The sequence below is a fragment of the Paenibacillus sp. JT31N11 genome, from assembly GCF_056269285.1.
In genome coordinates this window covers 55635-76106 of record NZ_JBWDNQ010000015.1, presented here as the reverse complement: position 1 = coordinate 76106, position 20472 = coordinate 55635, and the positions used below count along the sequence as shown (strand labels likewise).

Genomic DNA, 20472 nt, shown 5'->3' with positions numbered 1-20472 from the left:
TAGTTCCCTTGTACAGCCTGTTAGCTGCTCCTTCCCAGGTGTCTTCCTGTGTTTTTCCGATCATAAAAAGAAAACCTCGGACCGGTTCCTTTAACTGGAGCCGGTCCAAGGTATATGCGCAGCAGGCTTGCGAATTTGGATAGGTTATGACGTTTCTTGGCGGACCTGTCCGGCGCTGTCCGCCGGCTCTATTCTATTAGTTCGTTCCGGCCCAGCGGTCATAGGCAGTCTGATACACTTCGAGCAGCTTGTCTACTTGCATATCCTCAATCGTCTTCTGGAAGGTGTCCCAATTCTCCAAGGGAGCTTCTCCTGCCACCAGCTTGGCTTCCATGCTCTCCAGGTACGTATTGAGGTCGGTTTCAATGCCCTGAATTTGCTGTCTCTCTTCCGGCAGCAGATAGATTTCGGGGAAGACGGGCTCTCCATACGGCGCCAGCTTCTCGTCTACCTCTTTAATTCGGTATTGATGCATGGTATCTTTCCAGTTGGCTTCTACCTCATTGGGGGTGAACATCGGGATCGACACGCCGACTGCAGGTGTAATGCTGCCTCCGCGGTATTCCTCAAGGTTCATACCTGCGGGCGGGTTCCTGTATTTGCGCAGCTTCTTCTCCGGATCAGCCCATTCCCACAGATCGCCTTCTTTGCCGTAGTGGACCAATATTTCTCCTTCTGGACTGTACAAATAATCGACCCATCGGATCATCGCTTCCGGATCTTTACTCTTGTTCGTAATGGCGAACGTTCCTCTTGTCATTCCAGACCACTGGGTAATCATCGGCTTACGATCGGCAGAACTGGTAAGGGCCGGAAGAATCGGATGTATGGTGGAGCTCTCAGCGTCTCCGCCCAAAGTAAGATAAGGGAGCGAGTCCGTGAACATACCGATTTGCCCCGCATTTCCCTTGGCAGATTTCTGTTCCACCGTCTGAGAGAACGTCCCGGGATCCAGCAGCTTCTCTCTCCACAGTTTATTCATAAACGTTACGTACTCTTTATATTCAGGTTGTACGGCTCCATAGATGACTTTGCCATCCTTTACGATATGCGCTCTTCCAACAATTCCGAAGGCAGGCAGCAGGATGTTGCGGACATCACCCAGATTAATCGAAGTAAGCGGGATTTCATCCGGCTTGCCGTTGCCGTTAGGGTCCTTGTTTTTAAACGCGGTCAGCAGCTCATACAGTTCATCCGTTGTATGGGGAAGCTCTGATATACCCAGCTTTTGCAGCCAATTCCCGTTGATCCATGTGGCCGGCAATTTGGCTATAGAGGCCATGTTAACGGATGGCAGTGCATATATATGACCGTCCGGCGTTGTGACCGATTTCTTAATTTCGGGATGCTCGTCGAACATCTTTTGAATATTCGGCGCAAATTTTTCGACCAGACCTTCCAATGGAATGAGAACTCCCTGCTTGCCGTACGTAAATTCATCATCCGGGGTTAACTGACCTCCGAAGAAGACGTCTGGAATTTCACCGCTGGCGAAGGACAGATTCTTCTTCTCGTCATAATCCGCCTGCGGAGGCGTGTTGAATTCAAATTGAATGTTGGTTTTTTCCTGCATTTCTTTGAAAAACTGCAGATTCTTCCATTCGCCAACAAGCGCGTGCCTGGCGCCCATCATGGATACTTTAATCGGCTCCTTAACAATGGGGAATCCTGTTTGGTTGAAATTATCGCTTGGTTCCCGGTCCTCAAGCGCAGCCCCGGATTCATTGCCCCCGCCGTTCGAGCATGCGCTCAGCAGCATGGATCCGGCCATTATAGATGACAAACAGATAGATAGCCATTTTTTCATCATTCTTGTTCAAATCCCCTTTAACTGATTATTATCATTCTTTAATAGAACCGACCAGAACGCCCTTCAGAAAGAAGCGCTGCAAGAAAGGATACGCAATAAGCAGCGGCAGTGTGGACACGATGATGACGCCATATTTTAAGATGGATGCGATACGGGCTTGCGAAGCCATGGCTTCCGCCTGAATGGCACTGCCCGACATATTCTCGGAACTCATCTCCTGAGCGACGAGAATCTTGCGCAGCACCATTTGCAGCGGATACATACTGTCATCGTTCAAATAGATCAGCGCATTGAAATACTGATTCCACAAGCCGACCCCATGGAAGAGCGACATGACCGCAATTATGGGCAGGGAGAGGGGCAGTGCGATACGCAGAAAAATATAGAAGTAGGATGCTCCGTCCACCTTGGCCGCCTCAACGAGCGGATCAGGCACATTTTGCTGAAAGAATGTCTTTGCCACAAGAATGTCCCACGCCCCCACCACGCCGGGAATGACCATTGCCCATACCGTGTTAAGCATGCCTAATTGCTTGACCAGCAAATACGTCGGAATCAGTCCTCCACCGATCATCATGGTCAAGAGAAAGTACCACAGTATCAGCTTTTTACCCATCAATTCTTTTCTCGACAGCGCATAGGCGCATGGCAGCAGCACGGCCAGGTGCAGCAATGTTCCAAGAACCGTGTATACAATGCTGTACAGGTACCCCATCCATATTTCGTTGTTATGCAGGATGCGCTGGTAGCCTTCGAAGGTTATGCCGCGCGGCCAAATCCACACCTTCCCGCTGTTCACAAGCATAGGATCGCTAATGGATGCTGACAAGACGAACAGGAGGGGGAAAAGAATAATCCCGATGACAATCAGCAGCAGTCCATTATTGATCGTATCAAATGTTCGGTCGGACAGACTCCGGTTCATGATTAGCGTTCCCCTCCCTTTACCATAAGCTGTTTTCCGTTGTTTTTCTGGCAATCTGGTTGGCTGTGACCAGCAGGACGACATTAATAAGCGAATCGAACAGCCCTACCGCCGCAGAGAAGCTGTACTGCGATTGCAGCAGACCGCTGCGGTACACGAAGGTCTGAATGACGTCGGATGACGACATATTCAAGGCATTCTGAAGGAGCAATACCTTCTCGAAGCCAATTGACATGAAGCTGCCCATCGTCAAAATAAACAGAATAATGATGGTCGGCATAATGGCAGGAATGTTGATATGCCATATCCGGCGCATTCTTGAAGCCCCATCGACAGACGCGGCATCGTGCAGATCGGGATTCACGCCTGCCAGTGCCGCCAAGTAAATGATCGCTCCCCATCCAAGACCTTGCCATTGACCCGACCATACGAAGATGTGCTTGAACCAGTGCGGAATAATCAGGAAGGGAGTCGAATCGCCTCCGAACGCTTTTATGATATTGTTGATCAAGCCAGTCTCGGGGTCGAGAAAGGCAATAATCATTCCTGCCATTACAACCGTCGAGATAAAATGGGGGGCATAAGTAATCGTCTGCGCCCATTTCTTGAACGCTGCATGCTTGACCTCGTTAAATGAAAGCGCCAGTATAATCGGCAATGGGAACAGCAGCAATCCATACACATTGAGTACAAGCGTGTTCCGAATGAGGTCCTTGAAGTAGTAGGAGTTAAAGAATCGCTGAAAGTGATCGAAGCCGACCCATGGACTGCCCCATATCCCCCGAGTGGCAATGTATTCCTTGAATGCAATCTGCACGCCATAAAGCGGAATATAATGCAGAATGAAAAAGTAGAGCAAAGAGGGAAGAAGCAGTATATACAGCTGCCAGGTTTTACTCAGGTTTCTCAGAACCATACCTGTCGCTGATTGCGGCTTTCTATCCATGCCTCTCCTGGTTTGATCCAGGGCTTCCTCCGCTTTGAACAAATAGATCTCCTCCCCTTGCAAGATGATGTGCATGCCCAGAAAAACCGGTTTTTGGATGCGCTTTCAGTTTATGTCTGACTCAGCATCCCCGTAAACATGTCATTTTTGCAAATGACAATGCGCAACGCCGAATACTTGGCGGCCACAGGCGCATAGCTTGATAAGTAATATGTAGTTTTTGAACTTCAAATGGACCGATTCGCCAAATGACAACGCGTTAGAAAAGATAAAAAAGAGCACATCCGCCATGGAAAGTGCTCTCCTGTTTTAAAGCATGTCTGCTCTTCGCTTGCGGTATTCGCCCGGCGTCAATCCCTCCGTCTTTTTGAATTTGCGGATGAAATTTGGCGTGTCGAGGTAACCAACCTCCTGAACGATGGTTCTGATTGGCTTGACGGTATGTTCAAGTTCCCTCTTGACCGCGTTTAACCGAAGCTCCCACAAGTACTGCATGAACGTAATATCCGCTTTCTCTTTAATAAACCGGCTGAGATAAGATTCGGACAATTTGAAGTGGGCTGCCGTTCCCTCGAGACTGAAATCGCTCTCCCTGAAATGCTTTTGGATATAGAGCATGACCTGTTCGCTTAACAGCAGCCTCTCCATCTCCTTATTCTGGGCCGCTTGCCGGCAGATTCCTTCATTAAATTGGTACAGCAGAATCTCCAAATCTTCAATAGAGGTAAAATTGACGATCTTCTCTTCCAGCGCTGCATCCGCATATTCCATGCTTGCCGCCGCCCGGAAGACAATATTGATGACATCGAAGCAATAGCAGCGAAGCAAATAGACCGGCACGCGGAACGTCTTGAGCTGATTCAGCATCATGCCGAGTGTTTCCGCAGCCGCCTGTTTATTGCCCTTTTTTAAGCTTTGCGTAAGCTTGAGATGAATATCGGACTGATACCAGCCGCTCGTACCTATCCTGGCTCCTGACGGCTTGAAATAAACGACGGTATCGGTTCCGCTGGCAAACTTGTAATCCGTCGCCGCCGAGGCCTCGATGTATGAATTATGTACGCGGGTGATATCGTCATATATTCCACCGACCCCCATCGTCGCGCCTCGGCCCGAATCCGCCTTTTGCTGTTCCAGGTCGCGAACCGCATTTTCCATGGACTTGTCATTCAAGCAATTTATCAAGACCGCAATGGCATGATCATGAATAAGCTCCACACCAAAGCCAATCGCATCCTGCAAATGCCAGCCTTCCAGTTTCTTTAGCAGCGTACTCCGGACCTTCGCTTCATGCGAGAACAAATCGTCAAAAGAGACATAAACTACGAAAAAATTAGGGTATGGAAAAACAATGCCGGACATGGCGCAAACCTCGCGGATATTGTCCGGATCCTCCCAACTCCCGCCCAGCAGCTTTAACAAGCATTGATCCCGGACGTATGGCTCCTGAACGGACATCCGTTCCTGCATACGATTAACCGGCCGGTATTGATGCGCTGCGAAGAACAGGGCAAGGGCCAATCCCGCAAGAATCAGCCACGCAGCAATGAACAGCAAGAGCATGGGAAGATGGAACGCCTTATTGAAGAATTGTGCGGTCGGCATCGCCATGACGAACGTCCAGCCGGTCTCCGCCGAGCGGACCGTGACCACTGAATATTTCGTATGATGAATAGTTGTCTGGGAGATGCCTTCTGCCGACAAATCAACGGATTCCAAGTCTTTGAATTGGAGCTCCCCGCCATGGTTCTGAGAAGTTATTATATCGTTGTTGTCGTTCAGAATATAAACATGGCCTTCGAAGTCGCCCAGGGCACTGTGCATCATGTTCTGAAACACATCGTCCTGGACAAAATAGATGACGGTCCCGTGCTTATTCGTCTCATGCGGCGGGATGGGGCATAAAAACAGCATCGTACCCTTCCTCTTATTATCCACTGATCCGAAATAGTCCGCAGGTAGTACAGTCGGCGTTTTGAGCCCTTTGATTAGATTTAAAAAACGTTCCTTCTCTATATCGTTTGCCCCCAGTATCCGCTTCAGCAGCGTGTCGACAGAGTAATAGCCGCGGTCTGAGTACATATTCTGCGAATCTCGGTAAAATAGAAAAATTTCATCGATAATGGCGGTTGAAGACTTGTAAATACCCAATTTCTTGATCGCTTCCCGGCTGCTGTACGGATGACTGACCATGTAGGGCGTCAGATCCGAGTCATAAGTAATTCGGGCGGCAATTTGGTTCATTTCCTTTATGCGATCATAGGTCAGCTCACTGGCCTGCAGCAATTTATTCCTGTTGGCCTCTTCAATTTCATTATTCCATGTTTCGTCGGTTTGATGGTAAATAAACAGGATCATGACGATAAACGGGACGAAAAAAATAATCAGATACGAGAAGACATAACGTTGAAACACTTTGGACTTTATATATAAATTGAACACGGCATCCATCCTCATACCCATTATATAGCGCTTTCATTATACGATATTTATTGCAGGTAAATAAAGCCGGGGTTCGTCCTTGTAGGGGGTCTTTGAGCAGCTGCTGTGGGGAAAAGCGGTTTGTTTCTTGATATGGGCGCACAAGGTGAAACGGCTGTCGCCGTCCTCATGGCGGTGGCGCGTTTCATTCCGGTGAAATATAGAGAAAGACCCCCATTCATCCCGCTTTTTATCCATAAACGTCATCTGGGGAAACTGCCGCTGCATCCTTTGCAGCTGCCCATCGTCCAGAATAAAATCGCCGGAATAGCTTATAGCCGCTATCATATCAATCTCCTTCCCGGACATTCTTCGGTTAATCGTGCTCTTTATATTGTATCACCGGCTTTTTTTGATAATTTGTAACGAATTTAATATACGTTACACTTTTTTATGATCGGGACGGCATAAGAATAACCCTTACTTTACATGCAAAGAAGCTCCGGATATATCTCCGGAGCCTCATACCGTGTTATAAGTTAAGCGTCAGTATCAGCAGCCTGGAATGACATAATAGGGCTGGTTGGAAAGCTCCTCATTCAAACCCGGGTAAATCCAGGCATCGCCCTTGCTGTCCTTCATTTCAAAAAAATAAATGAAATCAAAAGATGAGTCCGTATATTCCGCAGGCACGCAAGCGGAGAATAGGTCTCCTTTCCGGGACATCTCCACGGTCACATAGCGTTCCCCTTGATTGGCATGACGGTAGTGCAGATCGATTCCAAACCCGTCCTCTGCATCAGGCACCGCGATGCTCAAATCCAATTCTTCCCCTTTATTCAGACGGGCTGGAGATTCATGCCTGTATTCCTCACACTTATTCGGGCTGCGGGCTTGAAGAAACGGAGCAGCGGCTGCCAGTATGTCCGTTATCCCGGGTTTTGCTGCTGCTTCGCCGGCCTTCTGCTCCATAGCCATAATATCGTCTTCTATGGCTTGCAAACGGTCGCTCCAATGTCCCCTGACATGAGGGGTATAACCAAAGGTAATATCCGGCTTATATATGTCCTTCGACACCATAATCAGATGCTTCCATGAATCTCTTGCTGTCCGGTAATGTGCCAAAGCCAGTTCCAATTGTGCAAAATTCTGACTGCGCTCGAACAATGCGTAGGCTAATGCAGCACGGAACTTATTGGCAAAGAAGCATCCCAGATCGATCAGAATGGTTACGTCGATAGTGAACCGGCGGAAGGAAGGCGTATTCTGGTCACCTGCATCGCGAAAGGCTTGAGACAAATTCATTTCTGCCGTATCGGCAAACTGCTCCAGACGGCCGGCGGTTTCCAGAGGGGAATATTTCCCTGTGCGAAACCCTTGAACAATGTCGTCGGCAAAATCGTCAACCCGATAAAACAAAGCCGTATCCAGCGGGCTTGATGTGCCGAATGTTCCGGGCTTCGGTGTGTCGAATTCATAATAGGAGGCTTCCCCCCTATTCATAATGGGCTGGTTGGAGTACATCTCGGGCCAATATATAACATTCGCAGCAGAAGGAAGATGGGCAGCGGTTACAAGCGGGAGTATTCTGCTGGCATGTGCGAGCGCCTGCTCGCAGTAATAAGCCGCAGCACCGAACTCGCTATTCAAGTAACGCCGCCAGGAGGCCGGATCCGCATCCGGATTATACAGCAGCCGCCCCCACAGCCGGTAATAATACTTATATTTAACCCAATCCCGATTAGGCAGCTGCAGCGCTGTATCCAGGTAAGGCTCGCGGCCCCCGGGCGATCCTGAGCCTTTGCGGCCTTTGAATGTTAAAGGCTCACATAATTCCACCCCTTGAGTGCCGCTGAAGCTTGCAAAGCGCCCGTACCCTGATGCGATAGCCGGATCGCCCCAAAGCAGCAGCTTCTGCGTTCCCGGCCAAACTCTGAACAAGATGCCAAACGCGCGATCATGCCGCAAATAATCGGCGTAGCCATACCGTGTAAATCTGCGGGATAAAGCCGTAATTTCCTGCATTTTCATTGCAGGACTGTCAGGCGGCGAAAATTCGTTTTCCCGAATGGCGGCCTGATGATAAGAAGGTCCCATATGCTCAGCCCAATATTTGGGGGACAAGTAAACCGGCTGCTGCGTGCTTAAGGCAACCTTCAACAATTCATCGTTTATCCCCTTGGCATGCATATCAATTTCTACTCTACGTCCGGCATCCTTCGTACCTTCCATAACGACACGCCAGAATTCATAGGCAGGCTCGGGAATGCCTCCCTCATAATGGACGCGAAATGTAAGACCGTCAATGGTTGGAAAATCCCTCAGCAGCAGCCGGATGGCATCACGGCAATATTCGGCATGGTTCTGCGGGGTTATTCCTTCAATCGTGTAGTTCATATTCGGACTTTCGGTGAACATATAGGAATGATTCCATAATCCCAATTGAAAATGAAGGCCTCTGCGTTGGCATTCTTCTCCGATATAGCGCAGCATGTCCCAATTGCGCTGCCTTTCGTCGGCAGGAAGCTCTGCGACCTGCACTTCATATCCGGGTACCTCGAATAGAAAGGGATAGCTGAAGCAGAAGTAATTGTCATGGACATCGGGATCGTGACCGTAATCGTAGCCCATGCCAAGCGCAAGACTGAATCTGTTGAACCGCTGCGTCATCAATTCAGTCAAATATTCATCCCAGAATGATTTGTCGTAAAACCATGGCTTATCCTCGGGCTCGCAGGCAAATAACCGGGTTACGCTCCGGATAAGATTGGCGGGCTTCTCGGCAAACGACGCTGTAGCAAGCAGCTCTTCCATAACGTTTGCAGCCAACTGGACGCGGTCGGCAAGCTCAAGCACGGCGTAGACGATGCCGCGAGTGTCCGTGGCTGATAGTACAATCAGCCCCGGGAGCGCTGCAACGGCAAAAGCTTCCGCTTCGGCGGGCAAAGGAAGATTGGCTTGCTCAAAAGCCGAATGTACAAGCGGCGAATCCGTCCCCGCAATAACGAACTGCAGCGCGGTACCGGACCCGTTCAGATACTTCCCGGTATGGCTTACGGGAATATGGCGTTGTTTCAGCGCATCCGACAAGAGTCCCTCTGCCCAGATTACCTGGGCTTGCGAGGCGAGCGGATTCTGATCATCGCGGAAGATGATCACTTCTGACAGCAGCTTTGGCGTTTCATTTGACAAAGAGAAACACTCCTCGGGTATCAATTTGAAAACTTATTTGATGACAGGGGCAGCGAAATCATCTTGATGCAAACCGGCATCGGAATCTCGATGCTATGTCCTGTCGGATGCAGTCTGCCGGTCTGATTGTCGATGCCAAACACGACGATATTATCAGTAGCCTGATGTGCAACGAGCATATATTTGCCCGTGGGATCGATAATGAAGCTTCTGGGTTCCTTTCCCTGCGTCGGCTCGTGTCCTACGTATTCAAGACCGCCTGTAGCAGGATTGACAGCATAAATCACGATGCTGTCATGCCCCCGATTCGAACCATAAACAAACGTCCCCGCAGCGTTTACCTGTACATCCGCACAATTGCTGCGGCCCGTAAAATCGACCGGTAGAGCCGAAACTGATTCTTTATACATGAGTATGCCTTCATCCGGGTTATAGTCATAGCTCGCTATGGTGTTGCTCAGCTCATTAATCACATAAGCCCAACGTTTATGGGGATGAAAAACGAAATGCCTGGGACCGGCTCCGGGCTCCATCTGCACCGGCGGAATGGAGCCGGAATTCAACTTCCCGTTCACCGGCTCGAAACGGTAGACGATTAATTGATCAGCCCCATACTCGGCAGCAACGGCATAACGGCTGGAATTATCCAGGGTTATAGAGTGGACATGCGGTCCTTGCTGCCGAACCGGATGTACACTCGCGCCCTCATGTTGAATAAAATCCGATAGTTCTCCCAGACTTCCGTCTTCGCGTATAGGCAGAACGCATACGCTGCCGCTGCCGAAATTGGCGGCTAACAAGAATTGGTTATCTTGCTCCACAACCAGATGAATGGGCTTGGAGCCGCCCGAGGACTGCTGATTTAAATATCGGGGTAGCCCGGTGCCAGAGTCGATTTCGAATGCGCTCACCATTCCCTCCCCTTCAATGGTGTTCACCGCGTAAAGATAACGCTGCTGCGAATCTATCGCCAGATAGGTAGGGTTCACAACACCGGAGACTTTGCCGGAATAAGCCAGCTCTCCGGTAGCCGCATCCAGACGGAGGACATAAATACCCTCGCTTTCACCTTCCGTGTACGTTCCTATATAAGCCAATATCGCTGAATTTGAATTCATAACCGTTTCTCCAATCTTTCTTTACGGATTCCAAACTCCCAATCCTTCTTCAACCGACTCCGCTACCCCATCCGCAAGCTGGGCGGTTAAGCCCCCATCTACTACCAGTGCATGACCGGTAACGAAAGAGGATTCATCCGATGCCAGAAAAAGGGCAGCCATAGCTGCTTCGCGCATCGTTCCAGGCCTTCCCAATGGATAGGTCGCTTTCTGACGGCGAACCTCCTCGGGATACTTTTCCAGAAAATCCACTTTGCCTTCCGTCACGATTCTCCCTGGGCAAATGGAATTGACCCGGACTCCATATTTTCCATAATCCAGCGCCATCTGACGGCTCAAATTAATGATGGCCGCTTTGGCAGCAGCATAGGATGAATGCCTTCTTCCACCCAAGAGTCCATGGACCGACGCAGTATTGATAATCGAGCCCTTCCCTGCTTTCATCATTCCTGGAAGCGCATACTTACTTCCCAAAAAGGCTGCCTTGACCGTAGAGGCGAATACTTCGTCCCATTCAGCCTCCTCCTGTTCAACGACAGAAGCCGTTCGGCCTTTATAGGCATTATTCATCAGAATATCCAGCCTCCCGCATGATTCATTGGCATGTTGGATAAGTTTCTTCAAATCATCCGGTTTAAACACGTCAGCCGAGCAATAACTGGCCTTGCCCCCAGCGGCAACAATGTTATCGGCGACCTGCTGGCCCAGGCCTTGCCGTCCGCCATCGTCGTTGACAATCACGTAGGCGCCCTCTTCCGCAAACAACTCCGCGCATGCTCTTCCAATCCCGGAAGATGAACCTGTAATAACGGCCACCTTGTCTTTCAGTCTTGTTCCCACGCTCTTCTCCTCCTTGCATTTTTTTAATTTTTCAGCTTCTCCTGATATAACTCGTTCAACTCTTTCAGGTGCTGCTGATAGCTCGGATCATCCTTGAAGCTCTTGACAAACTGCTCCCAATCGCTCATGGTGCTCTTCCCTATGATGACATTTGTCTCCATATCATTAATTTTCTTATTCCAATCCGCGCTTTTTTCCAAAGCGGTTGGTGTTACAAGGCCAAGTCCGGGATTGGGCGTCGACAGGGTGGTGATCTTATCGACAAGCTCATGATTGAATGCTTTGGTTTCCGGCGTCATGCCCGGCAAGTCCGCTTTCACATATTTGTCGTAGTAGCTGGAAACCCATTGTGCGGATGTATCAAAGGCATAGCCTTTCTTCTTGCCTGCTTCCGTCTGGGTGATGTCGCCCGTTTCGCTCTCGGTGTAATCCGTACCTTTTATTCCGTACGCAACTAGATTATATACCTCTCTGGTCGCCGTATAGTCGTAAATTTCAAGAATTTTTTTCAATTTTTCCTCGCTTACTTTTTTATTCACCATAAAAATTCCAAATGAGCCCGGCGCTGCCTCCATGTATACATTTCCGTCCGGTGCAGCGGGAAATAAGTAAGGCTTGATCATGCCTTTCGGATTAACCTTGGTTAAGTCATCGGTGTACAAGTGGCCGTCATACACATTGGTAAAGCCCATTCCCGCTTTACCCTGGGTCATGAAATCTCTGGTCTGACTGGTCTGCAACAGCGGCAAGTCCGGGACCATGATGCCGGCTGTATTCACTTTGTTCCAGAATGCCAATGCATCCTTCATTTTTGGATTAAAGAAACTCGGCAGCAATTGACCGTCCTGGTCCACATACGTTTGCAGGCCATTCCCGAACATTGATATATAATAACTGGATAACGAAGGCGTTCCTTGACCTACAAAACCGTACGTATCATCCTTGCCGTTGCCGTCCGGGTCGTCTTTGGTGAATGCCTCCATCACATTATAGAATTCATCCATAGTCGTTGGAACCTTCAGTCCTAATTTGTCCAGCCAGTCCTGCCGGATCAGCAGGGATTGGTGACCATCAATCGGCCGGACGCGGGGGATCCCCATTGTTTTCCCTTTGAAGGCGACATTCTTGTAAATTTGCTCAGGGTAGCTGGCCAAATTGGGGTAGTTTTGAATATACGGTGTCAAGTCCCAGAAAGCACCCTGGTTCGTTGCATTGGCGAACGCTTGCGTATTGATATCCCATACTAAAGTTACGTCGGGAAGGTCGCCGGCAGCGAGCATCACATTTAATTTGTCCGTATAGTTGTTCGCAGGAACATAGGTAACGTTAATTTTGACATTAAATTTCTCATTAAGTTGTTTGAGACTATCCAGATCATTGCCTGGCACCGAATTGTAAGTCGTGGTCAGTATATTAATTTCTGTAGGTTTGGAAGCTTTACCCCCGGCAGCAGCAGTTGAAGATGCTTGCTGAGTTGTTGACGGAGTCTGTGCTGAACTGCAGCCCGCCACCAGTATTACGGCAGCCAAAGCGCCAATGCTTATACCTTTCAACCATCTTCTCATATTCGAACCTCCTTCAATTTTAGAACGCCTTCATTCGTTTTCAAGCTGCTTGAACGCATTCCTTCTAACACCATCACCCCCTTAGCAGGAATGCCTCATCAGCCTTTCACCGAACCAACCATCATCCCTTTGACAAAATACTTCTGCAGGAACGGGTAAACCATAATAATAGGCAGTGAGGTCAGGACGACAGCTGACATTTTTATGGTTTCGGGCGGCAGCATTTGATCGCTCTGCAGCATTTGCGCTACTGAGGGATCCCCTACCTGGGTGGACGATTGAATGAGCAGTAATTGCAGGACTACCTGCATGGGGCGGAATGTATTCGAATTGATATAAAGTACAGCATTGAAATAGGTGTTCCAATAAGCAACTGCGAAGAATAAACCGAAAGCAGCGATGGCCGATAATGAAACAGGCAGAACAATTCGGAAAAACACGCCAATGTCTGTGCAGCCGTCTATTTTTGCCGACTCCTCCAGCTCATCGGGAATTTCCTGATAGAAGCTTTTCATCAAAATGACATACCAGGCGCTGGTGATTACAGGGAGAATAAGCGACCATACCGTATTGATCAATCCGAGCTCCTTCACAAGCAGATAATTGGGAATCATACCCGGATTAAACATCATCGTGAATAGAATACCCATCATGAGGATACGTTTGGGCCTGAACTTCTTGCGGGACAAGGCATAAGCGAGCCCGCTTGTCAGGATAAGGCTGCAGGCCGTGCCGACAATCGCCAGGAAAGCACTCACACCCATGGAGTGAAGAAAGGTTGAGGTTGATAAAATAAACTGGTAAGAAGCCAGGCTCCACTGCTTCGGAATAAGCACAATCGGGCTTGTGGCATATTCGATCGGGTCCGTAAAGGAGACGAGAATTACATAGAGAAAAGGCAGTAACGTCGTCAGGGAGAACAAAATGAGAAAGATATAATTGAAGGCGTCAAACACCCGGGATGCGGGCCGGTGCTTCATCAGTAAACCCCCTCCTCTCCGAGCTTTTTGGCTAACCGATTGGCAGAAATAACGAGAATTAGGCCCACCACCGATTTGAATATTCCGACAGTCGTTGCGAAGCTGAAACGCCCGTTTTGAATTCCCATCCGATAGGCATAGGTATCAAATACATCAGCCACCTCCGTCACAGCAGAGCTGGACATCAAATAAATTTGTTCGAATCCGATATCCAGAACTTGACCTAATCGAAGAATCAAAAGAATGATAATCGTTCCTTTAATGCCGGGAAGCGTCACAAATAAAACCTGTTTCCAGCGGTTCGCACCGTCCATCCGCGCCGCTTCATATAATTCCGGATTAATGCCGGCCAAGGCAGCCAGGAAAATAATTGTGCCCCATCCGGCATCCTTCCAAATCGATTGCATTGTCAGCATAAACCAGAAGTTATTGGAGTTGGTGAGGAAGTCTATGCTGCTGCCTCCTGAATCCGCGATCAGTTTATTGACAATTCCGCTGCCGCTCAAGGTCAGGAAGCAAATCCCCACGATAACGACCCAGGACAGGAAGTGCGGGAAGTAAACCGCGGTTTGAATCCATCTTTTAAAGGTTACGTTTTTTAATTCATTCAATAGAAGCGCCAGAATGATTGGTGTGGGAAAGAAGAAAACAATGTTTAAAAAACTGATTGCCAATGTATTTCGGAACAGCAGCCAGAAGTCCGGATTCAAGAAAAAACTCTCAAAGTTTTTGAACCCGACCCATTCGCTTTTTAGAAGACCCAGATAAGGAGAGTATTCTGTGAAGGCTAACGTTAACCCCCACATGGGCACATATTTAAAGATAAGGAAAAATAACAGGCCAGGCAGTGCGAGCATGTACAAATATTTTTCTTGTTTGAACGATTTTCTCCAGCCCTTCAGCCAAAGCAGCAGTCGATGGGGAGAAGCGGTCTGGTAAGGCAGTTCGATTTGCTTCCCTGGAGAGAATACGGTTTTTCGCTGGTTCGGCAATGCGCTCATCCTTTCCTTATTCGATTGTGGATTGCTAACTCGTATTGTAAGTAAGCCCTATCCGTTTAACAATGAGCCAATTGTGAATGCTCTTTATGTGCCGCTTTTATTCGAATTCACAAAAGGAGCACTCATACAAAAACGGCTACCCTCCGTCTTAACAGACTTGTGGATAGCCGTTATCTCGATCATGTTATTCTTGTTCGCGAAACTGCCCCGGAGTGCTTCCTACATTTTTTTTAAAAACACGAATAAAGTTTTGCGTATGCAAATAACCAACCTTTTCGGAAATATCACTAACGGGGATCGTGGTTTCCCGCAGCATTTGCTTTGCCCGTTCAATACGGATTTGCGTTAAATAATCGGTGAACGAGATTTGCTTGAACCGTTTAAACAGCTTGCTGAGATGTGTCCGGCTAATTCCGGCATCGCGTGCACATTGATCCTGGGAAATCTCCAGATGATAATTTTCTTGTATAAAGGCGACTACATTCTCAATAATCTGCTCGTGCTCCATATAGGTTTTATTTTGCACAAACCGGACAATCGGAGTAATTAATTCCTGAAGAAACCAACGGTTTAAATCATCCATATTTTGCATTTTGCGCAAATGTTCATAAGGTTCCTCGTCTTTAAAAATGGCGTCCATATCCATGCCCAGCAGATAAACGGTACGCATGGTAGTACCCAGAAGCTGTGTATACGACATATGGATCACTTTAGGCACATGGGTGGCACTCACCACATACAAGGAGAACTCGTGAAGCATGCGCTGCGACTCCGCCAGATCCCCTTGCCTCAATGATTCCTCATAGTGCTGCTCCAGCTCAATTGGATAACGATAGCTCCCGCTTGTCTTCAAGAAGGCATTATCCTGGTCAATGACCTGTTCTCCCCCTACGACCAACCGGGAGGATAATGCAGAAGCGGCTTGCCGGTACACCTGCGCCAGATCGCGAATTTCATGGGTTGCGGTCCCAAGTCCAACCGTTATTGGCAGCCGCAAATAGTTCGCCAGAACAACCCTAACCTCTTCCAAAAATGCTTTAACCGAAGCGTTCCATGCAGCCACCGCTTCCATGTTGATTTTCGTGTCCGTTCGATTCCAAAGGAGTACAGCGACCTGGTCATTCAACAGATTAACGGTAATGCCAAGGAAGGAACGCTCATAATTGCTGATCATATCGCTTACTATATTCTTCATTGCAAATGCAATAAGATCACGATCCCGATCCGAGAACCTTCCTTCGAGTGTTGAGCTCCTATCGTAAGTCAGAATAAAAACGGAGAAAATGGCCCGCTGCGGAAGACCGTAACGGTGGAATAAGTTCTCGAGTTCGCTCTGCGAATAGTGGATAAGATGACCATGAAGCGCCTGCATAACAAAAGATTCCTGAATAATGGGTAACTGGCGTGATAGTTGATGCTGCAGCTCTCTGGTTTTATCCTTTAACTCCAGCCAATGTTGCTCCAAATAACCGATTTCATCTCCATCTGTATCACTTTCAGTGGAATCACGCCTCATACGGGACAAAAGATTGGCAACCGGCCGGTAGACCCATCGGGTCCCGAGAAAAGTAAAGACAAAAGCAAGCAGCAGAACGGCAGCCAGAACAGCCGCCGTAATGATTCCGATCCCTGCCGATTTCGCATTCAATTGCCTTGCCGGAATCAGATCAATGTACTGCCATCCGGTATAAGCTGATGTAAGAGTCGTCACTAAATAGTCCTGGTTATTCCATGTATAGTGAAGCTTGTGGTTGGATCCGGTTTTTTCTCGAATCGTGTCAATTAATTCTGATGGCAATACGGATTCGGAAGAATTAACAACCGTTTTATCCTCGTTATCTACAACAGCGATCATCTGTCCGGGATAAACAACGGAGCGCTGGATAGCATCCTGGAACAGCTTCTTATCAATCCTGACAAGCATCAGTCCAAACGGATTGCTATCCTGCAAAGGCAGCTTGCAGACAAATGTAATTCCGTTTGCCGTATCATTGGGGCGGATATGGAATATCTCGTTTACCCATTGGAACGATTTCGGAAACCCGATTGCCTCGTTCAGCTTGTTAATATCGTAAATTGGTGTCACTTTGAATAGACCGGAGGATGAAGAAAGCAAATAGTTGTCTTTGACATACATCGAGATATCCAGTATCAGCTTGTGATTGGTTTGAAAGGACAAGAAAAACTGGGAAACCTGCATATTATATTCAAGTTCATTATTCTTGACCTTCTGCAAGGCCCCATCCCAAAAAAGGGGAAGAAACAGCATTTGCAGCGTACTGTCTTGAATATTTTGCAGCTCATTTTCAATGGTTGCGGAAGAATTCTCTAAAAGCTGGATATTTGCCCGGTTCACTTCATTTTGCAGCGCCGCGGCGGAGAATGAATAACTGCTCACGCCTACAATCAGGGTAGGCAGAACGGCGGCAGCCAGCATCAACAAAATCATTCTTCGCAATAAAGTCGATTTCATGCTAACAAACGGTTTCTCTTTCCAGTTCCATCTCATTGTCCCCCTCCTAATATGAGATTAGCGACATTGCGATTATGAGCGATAGCCGGACCCGGACCCTGAAATATAGAAGGCCGTACCCCAAGTAGAAGTCGGTTCCTTTGGGTACAGCCCGGCACATCTCTTATTTGAAGTCATTCAGCAGAACTGTAAACGCTCTCATTCAGCTCATCTCAGATTCACCCCCGGCTATACCGGGAATCACTTTTCCCGCCCATTTTTATACATTCTTCCGGCCGCTCTTGACCGAACTTTCTCCATTTTATCAAAAACAAAAACGATAGCCTATAGACAGTTCTTGCGTTCTGCCTGCCGGAAATATAGGTTCTGACGGATATATGCTCACGCTGCCTGACAAGCATTTAATAACGCAGCAAGGCTGCCAATGGATTGGCAGCCTTGTGAACGGTTCTATCCTATTTTCCATCGTAATCGATCAGGCCTTGTCATAACGCCTTTTGAAATCGCATTTGGCGCAAATTCCTGCCCCGGTAGATCTCCCGCTCCGTGCCGTCGAATTCAAAGCTTCGACGCTCGTAGAAGCCGATTGCGGCCTTGTTCTCCTGGAGCACCCACAGAATCACTTTTATGTAACCCAGCTCCTTCAATCGCTCCAGTGCCCAATCAAGCAGACGGGTCCCATACCCTGAGCCTTGATATTCCTTCAACAGGTAAATTGCCGAAATTTCAGCGGTGCTTTCGAAGCCTTCAATGGAGGGGTTGATTATCAGACAGCCTATTGCTGTTTCATTGACCAGCATGATTGCAGTCCGTTCCATGCCTTGAGACAGGGAATGTTCAAAGTGCCTGGCCTGTTCCTCAGCCGCAACCTTGACCAAATAATCAGCCGGCATGATCTCTTTATAAGCATCCCTATAGGATGCGGCGTGCACCCGTCCCAAATCTCCGGCATCCTCCAGCCGTGCCCATCTTATTTCATGCATGTGGAAGTCCTCCGAAACGGCATGCTGCCGGATTGATATAATGGCCTTCATGTTTCCAAGGTTTGGTGAATAACAGGCCCTGCAAACGCTCGTTACTTCGATCTTGGTATTATAAATGCCCGGTCATTCTTCTCAAACCCGATACGCGGGTAATAATCCATCGCGGTCGGCGCGGAGATTAATAATAAAGAGACCTCATCCCCCAGATGCTCACGCAGCTGCCTGACAAGCTCTGTTCCAATCCCGCTCTTCTGATACTCCTGACTTACTGCCAGATCGGACAAATAGCAGCAGTAAGAGAAATCGGTAATCGCTCTGGCCAATCCGATGAGCTTGTCCCCGTCCCAGGCCGATACATTAATGTCGGCGTTGTCAATCATCCGCTGGATACGGTCAAGGTCATCTGCCGGACGTTTGATGCCCGAGCTTTTGAATACATCGGAAACGTCCCCTGAGAGAAGCGGAGCATTAATCTTGTACGCTATCGCCATTTGCCCACCTCTTATTCTAGTTTAGTTTCCAGCTAGTATAGCATATATTTGTCCTGGCTAAAGAAGCTGTTCCACTATTTTTTCCTCCAAATCGCGCCTATGCACCGATCCAGACATGGAAAATCCCCACCTTGTAATAAGGTGAGGACACCATAGATTTGCCGCTCTATCTCCATCTATGCAACTTGCGTAATAATAAGATGTGCTGATACAGGCCTTGTTCCTCCTGCCAGAGGAGTAAGGGTTAGTGCCGTGGAATTGCCCGCTGGATTTCGTACAGTGAGTACCGAATTGATGACCGTCGTCTGCACAAGAGCCATTCCTGCTATTTCAGAAGTACCTGTAGCCCGCCCAACTGCCGTATAAGCCAAATCAGCGCCGTTGAGCGTTAACATCAATTGTCCCGCTTCGGTCACGCTCACCTGAAACAAGACCTGATATGTGCCAATTGCGGGCAAGTTGAACATACTGGGACCAGTACGGATAATAGTTCCGTTACTAGGTCCGTCTTGCGGAAAATTTACGTCTGTACCCGGAGCAACTGTTGCTGCATTATCAGGAGGCATCAAGGCAAAAAAGTCTGCAAAGCTTACCACACCTGCCGGTCCTGGTGGCCCTGCTGCTCCGTCGGCTCCATCTGCTCCTGCTGGCCCTGCTGCTCCATCTGCTCCGTCGGCTCCTGCTGCTCCATCTGCTCCTGCCGGCCCCACCGGTCCTACAGCTCCTGCCGGCCCCGTCGGTCCCGCCGGCCCTACTGCTCCTGCCGGTCCTGCCGGTCCTACTGCTCCATTTATCCCATCTGCCCCATTTACCCCATCAGTTCCTGCCGGTCCTGCTGGCCCTACTGCTCCTGCCGGCCCCACTGGTCCCGTTGCTCCTGCCGGCCCCGCTGGTCCCGTTGCTCCTGACGGCCCTGCTGGTCCTGCGGATCCGGTTGATCCTTCGGGTCCGGTTGATCCTGCGGGTCCTGCTGGTCCAGCCGGCCCAACTGATCCAGCTGATCCAGTTGGCGCTTTGTATGAAATAATGCGATCCAATGTTACGACCGCTTCTGCACGAGTAATTGGGCTGGTTGGCTTAAAGCTGCCGTCTTCTTTATATCCTACTAAAATATTACTGGCAGCAGCCCGGCCCACTGCATCTTTGGCCCATTCAGCGATCAGGCCTGCATCCTGAAATGACGCTCCTGCACTAACAGCAGGCAGGTTTAGCAATCTGCCAATAATAACAGCAACCTCCTGTCTGCTTATCGGCTTGCTGACCCCGAATGTTCCATCCTCATAACCTTTTATGTATCCTGCTTTGACAGCTTTTGCCGCTTCGGAGTAGGCCCAGTAGCTTGAGGCCACATCTCCAAATGAAATTGCTGCTGTTTCCGAAAATCCAAAAGAACGGTTAATCAGTGTACTAAATTCTGCTCTGGTTATTGTCTTATTGGGTTTGAAGCTCCCATCCTCGTAACCTTTAATATAGCCTTTATCGATCCAGCCGCTGATTTGGCTTTCCGCCCAATGCCCTTTAATATCCGATGCTGCTGATGCAGTGTCGCCGAATGCCACGCCAAACGATGAAAATAACAAACATACAGAAACCAAGGAAAGAGCAAACATCCTGATCGTCTTGTTCTTCATGTTTTTCCTCCAATTTATACCTTTTTTTATATCCCCCTCCTATTCTATCAGATTATTTTTTAGTCTAATATGAGGAATTAATATTTTTTCAATACC

General features: G+C 48.6%; 15 protein-coding genes. 1 reads left to right on the top strand and 14 read right to left on the bottom strand.

Features of this window, described 5'->3' with window-relative positions; genetic code table 11:
- Positions 1–196: 196 nt before the first annotated feature.
- The 4 genes from AC0YNV_RS32830 to AC0YNV_RS32815 all read right to left on the bottom strand — a co-directional run bounded on the left by AC0YNV_RS32830 (position 197) and on the right by AC0YNV_RS32815 (position 6123).
- Complete coding sequence (locus tag AC0YNV_RS32830; RefSeq protein WP_475771804.1) at positions 197–1810, bottom strand: extracellular solute-binding protein; 1614 nt, start codon at positions 1808–1810, stop codon at positions 197–199.
- A gap of 31 nt (positions 1811–1841) precedes the next feature.
- Positions 1842–2735, bottom strand: coding sequence for a carbohydrate ABC transporter permease (locus tag AC0YNV_RS32825; RefSeq protein WP_210046476.1), 894 nt, complete (start codon positions 2733–2735; stop codon positions 1842–1844).
- 19 nt (positions 2736–2754) lie between these two features.
- Positions 2755–3681, bottom strand: a complete 927-nt coding sequence (locus AC0YNV_RS32820) for an ABC transporter permease (protein WP_210046526.1) — start codon at positions 3679–3681, stop codon at positions 2755–2757.
- 309 nt (positions 3682–3990) lie between these two features.
- On the bottom strand, positions 3991–6123 hold the full coding sequence (locus tag AC0YNV_RS32815; RefSeq protein ID WP_475771803.1) for a helix-turn-helix domain-containing protein: 2133 nt from the start codon (positions 6121–6123) through the stop codon (positions 3991–3993).
- A 105-nt stretch (positions 6124–6228) separates the two neighbouring features.
- On the opposite strand from AC0YNV_RS32815, the gene AC0YNV_RS32810 reads away from it, so the two are divergent.
- Entirely contained in the window at positions 6229–6528 is a 300-nt protein-coding gene (locus AC0YNV_RS32810) for a hypothetical protein (RefSeq protein ID WP_475771802.1), read from the top strand.
- A gap of 126 nt (positions 6529–6654) precedes the next feature.
- Here the strand turns inward: AC0YNV_RS32810 and AC0YNV_RS32805 are convergent, their stop codons facing one another.
- From AC0YNV_RS32805 to AC0YNV_RS32760, 10 genes are all read right to left on the bottom strand, one after another.
- A complete protein-coding gene (locus AC0YNV_RS32805) occupies positions 6655–9294 on the bottom strand; it encodes a hypothetical protein (RefSeq protein ID WP_475771801.1) in 2640 nt (879 codons plus the stop codon).
- A 20-nt stretch (positions 9295–9314) separates the two neighbouring features.
- Positions 9315–10412 (bottom strand): lactonase family protein, encoded by a 1098-nt coding sequence (locus tag AC0YNV_RS32800; protein WP_475771800.1) that lies wholly within the window; start codon positions 10410–10412, stop codon positions 9315–9317.
- 21 nt (positions 10413–10433) lie between these two features.
- The gene (locus AC0YNV_RS32795) at positions 10434–11252 is read right to left on the bottom strand and encodes an SDR family NAD(P)-dependent oxidoreductase (RefSeq protein WP_475771799.1); all 819 of its coding nucleotides are present in this window, start codon (positions 11250–11252) and stop codon (positions 10434–10436) included.
- Between the two features lie 23 nt (positions 11253–11275).
- On the bottom strand, positions 11276–12817 hold the full coding sequence (locus tag AC0YNV_RS32790) for an extracellular solute-binding protein (RefSeq protein ID WP_475771798.1): 1542 nt from the start codon (positions 12815–12817) through the stop codon (positions 11276–11278).
- Between the two features lie 98 nt (positions 12818–12915).
- Positions 12916–13797, bottom strand: a complete 882-nt coding sequence (locus AC0YNV_RS32785) for a carbohydrate ABC transporter permease (RefSeq protein WP_475771797.1) — start codon at positions 13795–13797, stop codon at positions 12916–12918.
- Positions 13797–14798: an ABC transporter permease gene (locus tag AC0YNV_RS32780; protein WP_475771796.1), complete on the bottom strand. Its 1002-nt coding sequence runs from the start codon at positions 14796–14798 to the stop codon at positions 13797–13799. Before AC0YNV_RS32780 ends, AC0YNV_RS32785 begins: the two co-directional genes overlap by 1 nt.
- Positions 14799–14982: 184 nt before the next feature.
- Positions 14983–17307, bottom strand: coding sequence for a helix-turn-helix domain-containing protein (locus AC0YNV_RS32775; RefSeq protein ID WP_475771795.1), 2325 nt, complete (start codon positions 17305–17307; stop codon positions 14983–14985).
- 449 nt (positions 17308–17756) lie between these two features.
- On the bottom strand, positions 17757–18254 hold the full coding sequence (locus AC0YNV_RS32770) for an N-acetyltransferase family protein (protein ID WP_475771794.1): 498 nt from the start codon (positions 18252–18254) through the stop codon (positions 17757–17759).
- Positions 18255–18346: 92 nt separating this feature from the next.
- Positions 18347–18745 (bottom strand): GNAT family N-acetyltransferase, encoded by a 399-nt coding sequence (locus tag AC0YNV_RS32765; protein ID WP_475771793.1) that lies wholly within the window; start codon positions 18743–18745, stop codon positions 18347–18349.
- A gap of 176 nt (positions 18746–18921) precedes the next feature.
- A complete protein-coding gene (locus AC0YNV_RS32760) occupies positions 18922–20376 on the bottom strand; it encodes an S-layer homology domain-containing protein (protein WP_475771792.1) in 1455 nt (484 codons plus the stop codon).
- Positions 20377–20472 lie beyond the last annotated feature (96 nt).

Excerpts from the sequence above, each read along its gene's own strand:
- AC0YNV_RS32800 (WP_475771800.1), bottom strand. The coding sequence starts at position 10,412 with ATGAATTCAAATTCAGCGATATTGGCTTATATAGGAACGTACACGGAA.
- AC0YNV_RS32765 (WP_475771793.1), bottom strand. The coding sequence starts at position 18,745 with ATGGCGATAGCGTACAAGATTAATGCTCCGCTTCTCTCAGGGGACGTT.
- AC0YNV_RS32780 (WP_475771796.1), bottom strand. The coding sequence starts at position 14,798 with ATGAGCGCATTGCCGAACCAGCGAAAAACCGTATTCTCTCCAGGGAAG.
- AC0YNV_RS32775 (WP_475771795.1), bottom strand. The coding sequence starts at position 17,307 with ATGAGATGGAACTGGAAAGAGAAACCGTTTGTTAGCATGAAATCGACT.
- AC0YNV_RS32760 (WP_475771792.1), bottom strand. The coding sequence starts at position 20,376 with ATGAAGAACAAGACGATCAGGATGTTTGCTCTTTCCTTGGTTTCTGTA.
- AC0YNV_RS32770 (WP_475771794.1), bottom strand. The coding sequence starts at position 18,254 with ATGCATGAAATAAGATGGGCACGGCTGGAGGATGCCGGAGATTTGGGA.
- AC0YNV_RS32830 (WP_475771804.1), bottom strand. The coding sequence starts at position 1,810 with ATGATGAAAAAATGGCTATCTATCTGTTTGTCATCTATAATGGCCGGA.
- AC0YNV_RS32820 (WP_210046526.1), bottom strand. The coding sequence starts at position 3,681 with ATGGATAGAAAGCCGCAATCAGCGACAGGTATGGTTCTGAGAAACCTG.
- AC0YNV_RS32790 (WP_475771798.1), bottom strand. The coding sequence starts at position 12,817 with ATGAGAAGATGGTTGAAAGGTATAAGCATTGGCGCTTTGGCTGCCGTA.
- AC0YNV_RS32785 (WP_475771797.1), bottom strand. The coding sequence starts at position 13,797 with ATGAAGCACCGGCCCGCATCCCGGGTGTTTGACGCCTTCAATTATATC.
- AC0YNV_RS32825 (WP_210046476.1), bottom strand. The coding sequence starts at position 2,735 with ATGAACCGGAGTCTGTCCGACCGAACATTTGATACGATCAATAATGGA.